Genomic DNA, 11,017 nt, shown 5'->3' with positions numbered 1-11,017 from the left:
GATACCCGCCGGTCAGCCGATGAGGCCCTTCGACGTCAGGTACTCCTTCGCGACGTCCGCCGGCTTGGCGCGCTCCGCGTCGACCTTGCGGTTGAGTTCCGCGAGATCCTCCGTGGTGAGAGCCCTGGTGACCTTCGCCAGCAGTGCGGCGATCTCCGGCGAACCGGCGTCCTTGGCATTCACCACGGGAAGGAGGTTGTCGGCGTTCTGGAGGTGCTTGTCGTCCTCCAGGAAGACCAGGTCGTACGCGTCCAGGACGGCGTCCGTGGTGGTGCTCAGCACGAGCTGGTCCACCCCGTCCTTCACCGCCTGCTTGGCCTGCGGAGTACCGACGCCCTTGGGGTCGATACCCGCCACGTCAATGCCGTACGTCGCCTTCAGCCCGGGTGCGCAGAAGGGCCGTACCGCGCACTCGTCGCCGGCCGCGATCTTCACCTTGATCTTCGACTTTCCAAGATCGGAAAGCGTCGTCAGCTTGTTCTTCGCGGCGAATTCCTTGGTCACCGCGAACGCATTCTGGTCGACCGCCTCTCCGGCCGGAAGGACCTTCAGTCCGAGCGGGGACGCCAGCTTCTCCAGCGCGGCGACGGTGGCCGCGACGTCACCGGAGGCGACCGGGGCCTTCTCCGCCTCCTTCGCGCCGTTCACCTTGGCGTTGAGGAATTCCGCGAGGGTCGCCGCGTATTCGGGGATGACGTCGATCTCGCCCTTCTCCAGGGAGGGTTCGTACAGCTCCCTGTTCTCCACGGTGGTGATGGAGGTTTTCCAGCCGCCGTCGCTGAGGATCTGGGAGTACAGCTCGGCGAGCACCTTCGACTCGGTGAAGGCGGCGGAGCCGATGACGAGCGTGCCCTTCTCGGCGTCCGCCGGGGCGGAGGAACCGCTCTTGCCGCTGTCCTTCTCCAGGCTGTCGCCCCCGCAGGCCGCGAGCGACCCGGCCAACGCGATCGTCCCGATGACCGCACCCGCTATGCGCGAGGTTCTGCTCATGTTCCGTCTCCGTCCACGACTGTTGTGACTCTTGAGGCTGATGGGGCTGATGGGGCTGATGAGTTGAGGGAAGTACCGCCCGGTGCCGCTCACGCCCGGCGCCCCCGCCGCCGCAACGGCGAGAGCAGCCGGTCGAGCGCCAGCAGCAGGCCCTCCACCACCAGGGAGAGCAGGGCGACCAGAACCGCTCCCGCGAAGACCTGGGCGGTGTCGTACCGGTTGAATCCGGCGGTGATGACGCGTCCGAGCCCGCCGAGCCCGGCCATCGCCGCGATCGAGGCGGTGGCCACCACCTGCACGGCGGCGGACCGCAGCCCGGCCATGATCATGGGGTGGGCCAGCGGCAGCTCCACCCGGAGGAAGACCTGCGCCCCGGACATCCCCATGCCCCGGGCGGCCTCCACCACCGCGCGGTCCACTCCGGTCATGCCGACGTAGGTGTTGGTGAGCAGCGGCGGCACCGCGAAGAGCACCAGGGCGATCACCGTCGGCAGATAACCGGAATTACGCATCGGCGTGAGCATGAACAGGGCGAGCACCGCGAAGACGGGCACCGCCCGGCCCACGTTGGAGATGTTGATGGCGAGCGCGCCGCCCCGGCCGAGATGGCCGAGCCGGAGCCCGAGGGGCAGCGCGAGCGCGCAGGCCACCAGGAGCGCGAGCCCGCTGACGTAGAGATGTTCGGCGAGGCGGTGCGCCGCACCGTCCGGGCCGGACCAGTTGGAACCCGTGACCAGCCAGGTCCAGGCGTCCGCGACCACTCCCACGGCTCAGCCCGCCCCCTTCGTCACGGTCTTGGCCACCGGCGCGGGCCCTGCCGCCGGCTCCGTCACGGGCACCCGGGCGCCCGCCCGTACCCGGGTCCACGGCGTCAGCCACCGCTGCACACCGAGCAGCAGCAGGTCCGCCGCGACGGCGAGCAGCACGCAGAGCACGGAGGCGGCCAGCACCTGGGCCTTGAAGAGGCTCGGCAGGGCGTCCCGGATGAGGTTGCCGAGGCCGCCCTTGCCGACGAGCGAGCCGACCGTGGTGAGCGCCACGGTGGACACCGAGGCGATCCGCAGACCGGCCATCAGCGCAGGCAGCGCGAGGGGGATCTCGACCTCCCAGAGGAGCCGGACGGGGCCGTATCCCATGCCGCGCGCGGCCTCCTTGGCCTCCTCGGGCACCGCTTCCAGCCCGGCCAGGATGTTCCGTACGAGGATGGTCAGCGAGTACAGCACCAGTCCGGTGACCACCAGTGCGGCGGACAGCCCGAACACGGGCAGCAGCAGGGAGAACATCGCCAGCGAGGGCACGGTGTAGATCACCGTGGTCAGTCCGAGGACCGGCCCGGCGAAGTGCCGCCCCCGGCGGGCGAGAAGAGCCAGCGGGAAGGCGATCACCAGCCCGATCGCCACCGACACGGCGGTGATCCAGACGTGCTGGACGGTCGCGTCCGTCAACTCCTGGGCGCGGCTGCGGAGGTACTCGCCGCAGATCCAGTCGTTCGTCACCAGGCAGTTCGATCCGGCCATCCGCTCTCACCTCCCCTTCCCCCGTAACGTCCCGATTCCGGGGTACGGACCCTTCCCGGGCCTTCCCGCGGCGGGCACGGCGGCGAGCCTATCCTCGTGCACGGACACGCACCCAGGCCGTCCCGTTCCGGCAACACGCCCGTCACAAAGGGCCTGCCACAAGGGGGAATCATGATCCGCTTCGAGAACGTCACCAAGCGGTACGACGACGGCACGACGGCCGTCGACTCGCTCTCCTTCGAGGTGGCCGAGGGCGAACTCGTCACGCTCGTGGGGCCGTCAGGATGCGGCAAGACGACCACCATGAAGATGGTGAACCGGCTGATCGAACCGACCGAGGGACGCGTGTACCTCGACGGTGAGGACATATCCGCGATCGATCCCGTCCGACTCCGGCGCCGTATCGGCTATGTGATCCAACAAGTGGGCCTCTTCCCGCACAGGACGGTCCTGGAGAACACCGCCACCGTTCCCCATCTCCTCGGATGGAAACGCGCGAAGGCCCGGGAACGGGCCGCGGAGCTGCTGGATCTGGTCGGCCTCGACCCGTCCGTGCACGGCGCCCGCTACCCCGAGCAGCTCTCCGGCGGACAGCGCCAACGCGTGGGCGTGGCAAGGGCGCTGGCCGCCGACCCGCCCGTCCTGCTGATGGACGAGCCGTTCGGCGCGGTCGACCCGGTGGTCCGCGAGCACCTGCAGAACGAGTTCCTGGGACTCCAGGAGCGGGTACGCAAGACCATCCTCTTCGTCACCCACGACATCGAGGAGGCCGTCCGCCTCGGCGACCGGATCGCCGTCTACGGGCAGGGCAGGATCGAGCAGTTCGACTCCCCCGCCCGGGTGCTCGGCGCCCCCGCCACCCCGTACGTCGCGGACTTCGTCGGCGCCGACCGAGGCCTGAAGCGGCTCTCGGTCACCCCCGTCGAGGAGGCCGACCTCGACCGGCCCCCGGTCGTCCGCCCCGGCGAACCGCTCCGGGACGCCGTCGCCCGGATCGCCGGGGAGGGCACCCGGTGGGCGGTGGTGCTGGACGAGGAGGACCGCCCGCTGGGCTGGCTGCCCGCCGGGACGGAGCCGGCGCCGTCCCTCGGCAAGGACGCGACCGTCCGCGAGGGGCTGCGTCCCATGGACGCCCGGCTCCCGCTCGGCGCCCCGCTCCGCCAGGCCCTCGCCGCGATGCTCCAGCACGACGCGGGCTGGATCGCCGTCGTGGACGACGAGAGGTCGGGCCGCTACCTCGGTGCCCTCACCCCCGGCCGTCTCCACGAGGCCCTGCGCCGCTCGATCGGCGCCGACGCGGCCGACCTGCCCCGCGCCGAGGTCGCGCTGGAGACGGTCGCGGACGCGGCACCGCCGGCCCCCTGACCGGACGGGCCGGGGCCGGTCGGCCGCCGGCCGTGCTCCGGTGCCCGCGGGCTCCGGAGCACGCGAGGCCCGCATGCCCCCGAACGAAAGGCCCTACGCTGGACGTATGAGTACGTTGCGCGGACGGGGCACGGTCGAGGGCCTGCCGGAGTGGGACCGCTGTGCGGTCATGGGTGTCGTCAATGTGACCCCCGACTCCTTCTCCGACGGAGGCCGGTGGTTCGACACCACGGCCGCGATCAAGCGTGGGCTGGCCCTGATGGCCGACGGCGCGGACCTGATCGACGTCGGCGGTGAGTCGACACGGCCCGGCGCGAGCCGGGTCGACGAGGACGAGGAGCTGCGCCGAGTGGTGCCGGTCGTACGGGGCCTGGTCGCCGAGGGCGCCGTGGTCTCCGTGGACACCATGCGGGCCCGGGTCGCCGAGCGGTCCGTCGCCGCCGGCGGTGTGCTCGTCAACGACGTCAGCGGCGGTCTGGCCGACCCGGACATGGTCCGGGTGGTCGCCGAGACCGGGGCACCGTTCGTGGTGATGCACTGGCGCGGCTTCAGCGAGTCGATGAACGCCAGGGCGGTGTACGCGGACGTGGTCGGCGAGGTCGTCACCGAGCTGCGCGCCCGCATGGACGCCGTGGTCGCGGGCGGGGTGGCGCCCGAGCGGATCGTGATCGACCCGGGTCTCGGCTTCGCCAAGGACACCGCCCAGGACCTGGCGCTCGTCGCGCACCTGGACGCGCTGCACGGTCTCGGCCGTCCGCTGCTGGTGGCCGCCTCCCGCAAGCGGTTCCTCGGGCGGACCCTGGCCGGTCCGGACGGCACCCCGCCGCCGGCCCGGGAGCGCGACGCGGCGACCGCCGCGATCTCCACGATCTCCGCCCGGGCGGGTGCCTGGGCGGTCCGGGTCCACGAGGTCCGGGCCAGCGCCGACGCCGTACGCGTGTGCCGTGCCGTCGAAGGAGCCGTGTGACCACGCCGCCCGCGGGCTCCGACGAGAACGGCGCCCCCGGCGTCCCGGACGCGTCAGCCGACGTGGCCGCCGTCGAACGGGCCAACACCGACTTCTACGAGGCGATGGAGAGCGGCGACTACGAACGTCTCGCCGACCGCTGGCTGCCCGGCGAGGACCTCACGGTCTCCTGCGTCCACCCCGGCTGGCCGGTGCTCCGGGGCCGCGGCGACGTGCTGCGCAGCTACGCGCTCATCATGGCGAACACCGAGTACATCCAGTTCATCCTGACCGACGTCGATGTCGCCATGACCGGGGACACCGCCCTGGTCAACTGCACGGAGAACATCCTCAGCGGCGGCCCCGCCGAGGGCGACGACACCGTGGGCCCGCTGGTCGGCCAGCTGGTCGTCGCGACCAACGTGTTCCGGCGCACCCCGGACGGCTGGAAGCTCTGGTCCCACCACGGGTCGCCGGTGCTGACCGAGTCCGACGAGGAACCGGAACGGGAACCCCCGGCCTGATCCGGCGTACGTCGCGCACCGTTGGGGATTGAGACCCCCGGACAGCGGGTATACGCGGACACCAGCGTCCGAGGGCGCGGCGGGCGCTCCTCGCGGGTCCCGCCGGACATGCCCCGCCCACGGGTTGTCCCGCAGCTCCTGGCGGGTGCGCGACGACAGCTGCGGCACCTCGCCGCGTCGTCGGAACGTTCGCACACATCCAGTATGCGAACGCTCCTTCGCCTTGCGAGCACCGCATCCCACGCCGCGCCCCGATCCACCAAGAATTGAGGGACAACCCTTACCCGACGCCCCGCTCTGTCGGTGCCCGCGGGTAGATTCGGGAGAGGGCGTCTTCGCCGGGGCGCGGTGCCGGTATGCCGGGCGCGCGGGCCCGGCACCCTCCGAAAGGAAGGTTCCCGCGCCCCGTGGACCAACAACAGCAGGAGTGATTCGCGTGGATCGTGTCGCGCTGCGCGGCCTCAAGGCCCGTGGACACCATGGCGTCTTCCCCCGGGAACGCGAAGAGGGCCAGACCTTCATCGTGGACCTGGCCCTCAGCCTGGACACCCGGGCCGCCGCCGCGGCCGACGATCTCTCGCGCACCGTGCACTACGGCGTCGTCGCGGAAGAGGTCGTCGCCATCGTCGAGGGCGAGCCGGTCGATCTGATCGAGACCCTCGCCGAACGCATCGCCCAGCAGTGCCTCAAGCACGAGGGAGTCCACGAGGTCGAGGTGGTCGTCCACAAACCGGACGCCCCGATCACGGTCCCCTTCGACGACGTGACCATCACCATCACCCGGAGCCGAGCATGACAGCATTTTCCGCCCGCGGGCAGAGCGATCCCACGGTCCAGCCGGTACCGGCCTCGGTCGTCCAGCAGGTGGACGACGCCGACGTCACCCTCTCCAACCCCAGGCGGGCCGTGATCTCCCTCGGCTCCAACCTGGGCAACCGCTTGGAGACCCTCCAGGGCGCCATCGACGCCCTGGAAGACACCCCCGGCGTCCGGGTCAAAGCGGTCTCCCCGGTGTACGAGACGGAGCCCTGGGGCGTGGAGCCCGGCTCCCAGCCCTCGTACTTCAACGCGGTGGTCGTCGTGAAGACGACGCTGCCGCCGTCCTCGCTGCTGGAGCGCGGCCAGGCCATCGAGGAGGCCTTCGACCGGGTCCGCGAGGAGCGCTGGGGGCCCCGCACCATCGACGTCGACATCGTCGCCTACGCCGACGTGGTCTCCGACGACCCGCACCTCACCCTGCCCCACCCCCGCGCCGGGGAGCGGGCCTTCGTCCTCGCGCCCTGGCACGACGTGGACCCCGAGGCCCAGCTGCCGGGCGCCGGTCCGGTCGCGGGGCTGCTGGCCGCGATCGGGCGGGACGGCGTGCTGCCCCGGGCCGACCTGGAACTCCGCCTGCCCGAGTGATCACCCGCCCCGGGGAGCGGTGTGCGGACCTGCGGCGGGTACGCGGGATCACGGGGCGGTCCTCAGTCGTTAGGCTCAGGGCAGACATGACCGCGGGACGGATCGCGGGCGGCGAAGGGCGGCGTGACCGGTGAAGCAACTACGGCTCCGAGTGCTGGTCGGCCTCTTCGCAGCCGCGGGCGTGCTGTCCTGGGCGGCCGCCCGCCTCTGGGACTCCCTGGGCACCCTGCCGAGCGTCCCGCTGGCCGCACCGATCGTGCTCGCGGCCATCGCCGCGATCCTGCTGGCGACGGCCCTCTCGCTGCGCTCCCGGCTCCGCGCCCAGCGCGAGCGCCGCCCCGGGGCCAAGGGCGTCGAACCGCTGATGGCGGCCAGGGCCCTCGTCTTCGGCCAGGCCAGCGCCCTGGTGGCCGCACTGGTCGCCGGGATGTACGGCGGCACCGCCGTGTTCCTGCTGAGCCATCTGGACCTGGCGCCCCGCCGCGACCAGGCGATCTACGCGGGCGCCGCCGTGGTGGCTTCCTTCGCCGTCATCGCCGCGGCCCTCTTCCTGGAGCACGTCTGCAAGCTCCCCGAGGACCACGACGACGACAAGAGCGTGGCCGCGGCCTGACCGGGACTCCCCCGGAGGGCACGGCCGTCGAAGAACGGTCCCGCCGCCTCAGCGCGCCATGATGAGGCTCATGGCCTCGGCCCGCGTCGCCGGGTCGCGGAGCTGCCCGCGCACGGCCGAGGTGATCGTCTTCGCCCCGGGCTTGCGGATGCCGCGCATCGACATGCACATGTGTTCGCACTCGATGACGACGATGACGCCGCGCGGCTCCAGGATCTCCATCAGCGACTCGGCGACCTGCGTGGTGAGCCGCTCCTGCACCTGCGGCCGGCGGGCGTACACGTCCACCAGGCGGGCCAGCTTGGAGAGCCCGGTGATCTTCCCCGAAGTCGCCGGGATGTACCCCACGTGCGCGACCCCCCGGAACGGCACCAGGTGGTGCTCGCAGGTGGAGAAGACCTCGATGTCCTTCACCAGGACCATCTCGTCGTGCCCCAGGTCGAACGTGGTCGTCAGGACGTCCCCGGCCTCCTGGAAGAGCCCCGCGAAGATCTCCCGGTACGCCCGCGCGACGCGCCCCGGAGTCTCCAGGAGCCCCTCACGGTCCGGGTCCTCGCCCACCGCGATCAGCAGCTCCCGTACGGCGGCCTCGGCCCGCTTCTCGTCGAACTCGCCGTACGGGCCGTTCGCGTGCGCGCCGTCCAGCGTCACCGGGTCGGTCATCTGTGCCTCGTTCCTCTGCGCGCCGGCTGCGCGGTGCCTGCGCGGCCAGCAGAAAAGCCGCGCCCCCACAGGCTAAAACCTGGGGGGCGCGGCATCCATTCCGGTGCGGGCGGGCGGCGGGTGAGGGCCGTCACACCTGCTCGGGACGGGGTCAGCTCTCCGGACGGTCCTCCGAGGGGAGGTCCTTGGCCGGGGCGGCCTCCGAGGGAGCCGCCGAGCCGTTGGCACCGGCCGAGCCGTTCGTCAGCGCGAGTTCCTTCGGCGAGAGCACCGGCGGACGCGTGGACGGGGTACGCCGGGCGGAACCGGTCCACGCCGGGCGGGCCGGACGCTTCACGAGCGGGGCGAAGATCTCCGCGATCTCCTCCTTGCCCAGGGTCTCCTTCTCCAGGAGCTGGAGGACCAGGGTGTCGAGGATGTCGCGGTTCTCGACCAGGATCTCCCACGCTTCGTTGTGGGCGGTCTCGATGAGCTTCTTGACCTCTTCGTCGACGAGCCCCGCGACCTCTTCCGAGTAGTCGCGCTGGTGGCCCATCTCACGGCCCACGAAGGGTTCGGTGTTGTCACCGCCGAACTTGATCGCACCGAGCCGCTCGGTCATGCCGTACTGCGTCACCATCGCGCGGGCCGTGGCACTGGCCTTCTCGATGTCGTTGGCGGCACCGGTGGTCGGGTCGTGGAAGACCAGCTCCTCCGCCGCGCGCCCGCCCAGCATGTACGCGAGCTGGTCGAGCATCTCGTTGCGCGTCGTGGAGTACTTGTCCTCCTCCGGAAGCACCATCGTGTAACCGAGGGCGCGGCCGCGGGAGAGGATCGTGATCTTGTGCACCGGGTCCGACTGGGGGGAAGCCGCCGCGACCAGGGCGTGTCCGCCCTCGTGGTACGCGGTGATCTTCTTCTCCTTCTCGGACATGATCCGGGTCCGCTTCTGCGGGCCGGCCACGACGCGGTCGATCGCCTCGTCCAGGGTGGAGTTGTCGATCAGCTTCTTGTTGCCGCGCGCCGTGAGGAGCGCCGCTTCGTTCAGCACGTTCGCCAGGTCGGCACCGGTGAAGCCGGGGGTACGTCGGGCGACGGCGTTCAGATCGACGTCGTCGGTGACCGGCTTGCCCTTCTTGTGCACCTTGAGGATCTCCAGGCGCCCCAGCATGTCCGGGCGGTCCACGGCGATCTGACGGTCGAACCGGCCCGGGCGCAGCAGCGCCGGGTCGAGGATGTCCGGCCGGTTGGTCGCGGCGATCAGGATCACGCCGCCCTTGACGTCGAAGCCGTCCATCTCGACGAGCAGCTGGTTGAGCGTCTGCTCGCGCTCGTCGTGACCGCCGCCCATACCGGCACCGCGGTGCCGGCCGACGGCGTCGATCTCGTCGACGAAGACGATCGCCGGGGCGTTCGCCTTGGCCTGCTCGAAGAGGTCGCGTACCCGGGAGGCACCGACACCGACGAACATCTCGACGAAGTCGGAGCCGGAGATCGAGTAGAACGGCACGCCCGCCTCGCCGGCGACGGCGCGTGCGAGCAGCGTCTTGCCCGTACCGGGCGGCCCGTAGAGCAGGACGCCCTTCGGGATCTTGGCGCCGACGGCCTGGAACTTCGCCGGCTCCTGGAGGAACTCCTTGATCTCCTGGAGCTCTTCGACGGCCTCGTCCGAGCCCGCCACGTCGGCGAACGTCGTCTTCGGCGTGTCCTTGGTGATCAGCTTGGCCTTGGACTTGCCGAACTGCATGACCTTGGAGCCGCCACCCTGCATCTGGTTCATCAGGAACAGGAAGATGACCACGATGAGGACGAAGGGCAGGAGCGACAGCAGGATCGAGAGGAACGGCGACTGCTTCGACGGCGAGACGGTGTAACCCTTCTCGATGTCACCGCTCTCGAACTTCTGCTGCAGCGTTTCGGCGAGGTCGACGCCCTGGCTGCCGATGTAGCTGGCCTGGAACTTGCTGCCGGACTCGCCCTTGAGCTTCTGGCCGTCCTTCAGCTCGATCTTGAGGATTTGTTCGTCACCGGTGGTCAGCTTCGCCGACTCCACCTGGTTCTTGCTGATCGCCTGGACCACCTTGGCGGTGTCCACCGTCTTGTAGCCGCCGGACGAGCCGACGACCTGCATCAACACGACCACGGCGAGGACGGCCAGCACGATCCACATGACCGGCCCACGGAAGTATCGCTTCACGTCCATCCATACGGAGCGAAGTCGCCCCGTCCCTCCTGCCCGTAGGTAAATGCTGCTGTGAGATTGAGACTGCTCTTCGGACCGTACCCCAGCATTGTGGCCTTCGACCGCCGGGGACGTACCGGAAACCCCTATTCGAGACCTTCAACGGCGGGAGCGCGGTAAGGGTTCCCGCTGCCGCCGTGTTCCGGGAACGGCCCCGGCCGTCGCGCGGCGGGGCCGGGGTCCCGGAAGGACGACAGGCGCTCAGCCGCCGTAGACGTGCGGGGCGAGAGTGCCGACGAAGGGGAGGTTGCGGTACTTCTCCGCGTAGTCCAGCCCGTAGCCGACGACGAACTCGTTGGGGATGTCGAAGCCGATCCACTTCACGTCGATCGCGACCTTGGCGGCGTCCGGCTTGCGCAGCAGGGTGCAGACCTCCAGGCTCGCCGGCTCGCGCGACCCCAGGTTGGAGAGCAGCCAGGAGAGCGTCAGCCCGGAGTCGATGATGTCCTCGACGATCAGGACGTGCTTGCCCTTGATGTCGGTGTCCAGGTCCTTGAGGATGCGGACGACACCGGAGGACTGGGTGCCCGCGCCGTACGAGGAGACGGCCATCCAGTCCATGGTGGCGGGGGTGGACAGCGCGCGGGCCAGGTCGGCCATGACCATCACCGCGCCCTTGAGGACCCCGACGAGGAGCAGATCCTTGCCCGCGTACTCCGCGTCGATCTTGGCGGCCAGCTCGACGAGCTTCGCGTCGATCTCTTCCTTCGTGAGGAGCACCGACTGGAGGTCGCTGCCCATGTCCTTCTCGTTCACCCGCGTCTCTTTCTTAGC

12 protein-coding genes are annotated in these 11,017 nt (G+C 70.6%); 6 read left to right on the top strand and 6 right to left on the bottom strand.

Annotation, left to right across the window (positions count from 1 at the left end; genetic code table 11):
* Window positions 1–12 precede the first annotated feature (12 nt).
* The 3 genes from ACFWEP_RS02750 to ACFWEP_RS02740 form a co-directional block, all read right to left on the bottom strand.
* Window positions 13–990, bottom strand: coding sequence for a glycine betaine ABC transporter substrate-binding protein (locus tag ACFWEP_RS02750; RefSeq protein WP_387364438.1), 978 nt, complete (start codon window positions 988–990; stop codon window positions 13–15).
* Between the two features lie 89 nt (window positions 991–1,079).
* Complete coding sequence (locus ACFWEP_RS02745; protein WP_387364435.1) at window positions 1,080–1,757, bottom strand: ABC transporter permease; 678 nt, start codon at window positions 1,755–1,757, stop codon at window positions 1,080–1,082.
* Window positions 1,758–1,760: 3 nt separating this feature from the next.
* The gene (locus ACFWEP_RS02740; protein WP_387364432.1) at window positions 1,761–2,507 is read right to left on the bottom strand and encodes an ABC transporter permease; all 747 of its coding nucleotides are present in this window, start codon (window positions 2,505–2,507) and stop codon (window positions 1,761–1,763) included.
* Between the two features lie 171 nt (window positions 2,508–2,678).
* Between ACFWEP_RS02740 and ACFWEP_RS02735 the strand changes: the two genes are divergently transcribed.
* The 6 genes from ACFWEP_RS02735 (at window position 2,679) to ACFWEP_RS02710 (ending at window position 7,359) form a co-directional block, all read left to right on the top strand.
* Window positions 2,679–3,872 (top strand): ABC transporter ATP-binding protein, encoded by a 1,194-nt coding sequence (locus ACFWEP_RS02735; RefSeq protein ID WP_387364429.1) that lies wholly within the window; start codon window positions 2,679–2,681, stop codon window positions 3,870–3,872.
* A gap of 106 nt (window positions 3,873–3,978) precedes the next feature.
* Window positions 3,979–4,839 (top strand): dihydropteroate synthase, encoded by an 861-nt coding sequence (gene folP, locus ACFWEP_RS02730; protein ID WP_387364426.1) that lies wholly within the window; start codon window positions 3,979–3,981, stop codon window positions 4,837–4,839.
* The gene (locus ACFWEP_RS02725; protein WP_387364423.1) at window positions 4,836–5,342 is read left to right on the top strand and encodes a nuclear transport factor 2 family protein; all 507 of its coding nucleotides are present in this window, start codon (window positions 4,836–4,838) and stop codon (window positions 5,340–5,342) included. The genes folP and ACFWEP_RS02725 overlap by 4 nt, the downstream gene beginning before the upstream one ends.
* 436 nt (window positions 5,343–5,778) lie before the next feature.
* Window positions 5,779–6,138 carry a dihydroneopterin aldolase gene (folB, locus tag ACFWEP_RS02720; RefSeq protein WP_387364420.1) on the top strand — a complete coding sequence of 120 codons (360 nt, stop codon included), beginning with the start codon at window positions 5,779–5,781 and terminating at the stop codon, window positions 6,136–6,138.
* A complete protein-coding gene (folK, locus tag ACFWEP_RS02715) occupies window positions 6,135–6,746 on the top strand; it encodes a 2-amino-4-hydroxy-6-hydroxymethyldihydropteridine diphosphokinase (RefSeq protein WP_387364417.1) in 612 nt (203 codons plus the stop codon). The genes folB and folK overlap by 4 nt, the downstream gene beginning before the upstream one ends.
* Before the next feature lie 130 nt (window positions 6,747–6,876).
* Complete coding sequence (locus tag ACFWEP_RS02710; protein ID WP_387364414.1) at window positions 6,877–7,359, top strand: DUF3180 domain-containing protein; 483 nt, start codon at window positions 6,877–6,879, stop codon at window positions 7,357–7,359.
* Window positions 7,360–7,407: 48 nt separating this feature from the next.
* On the opposite strand, the gene folE is transcribed toward ACFWEP_RS02710, so the two are convergent.
* The 3 genes from folE to hpt form a co-directional block, all read right to left on the bottom strand.
* Complete coding sequence (folE, locus tag ACFWEP_RS02705) at window positions 7,408–8,022, bottom strand: GTP cyclohydrolase I FolE (RefSeq protein ID WP_328720190.1); 615 nt, start codon at window positions 8,020–8,022, stop codon at window positions 7,408–7,410.
* Window positions 8,023–8,173: 151 nt separating this feature from the next.
* Entirely contained in the window at window positions 8,174–10,204 is a 2,031-nt protein-coding gene (gene ftsH / locus ACFWEP_RS02700; RefSeq protein WP_387364409.1) for an ATP-dependent zinc metalloprotease FtsH, read from the bottom strand.
* 240 nt (window positions 10,205–10,444) lie between these two features.
* On the bottom strand, window positions 10,445–10,984 hold the full coding sequence (hpt, locus tag ACFWEP_RS02695) for a hypoxanthine phosphoribosyltransferase (RefSeq protein WP_275496049.1): 540 nt from the start codon (window positions 10,982–10,984) through the stop codon (window positions 10,445–10,447).
* Window positions 10,985–11,017: the final 33 nt, after the last annotated feature.

It is taken from the genome of Streptomyces sp. NPDC060198, assembly GCF_042728415.1.
Taxonomy (GTDB): Bacteria; Actinomycetota; Actinomycetes; order Streptomycetales; family Streptomycetaceae; genus Streptomyces.
The sequence above is the reverse complement of the archived record's forward strand: the minus strand, read 5'-3'. Positions and strand labels throughout refer to the sequence as shown.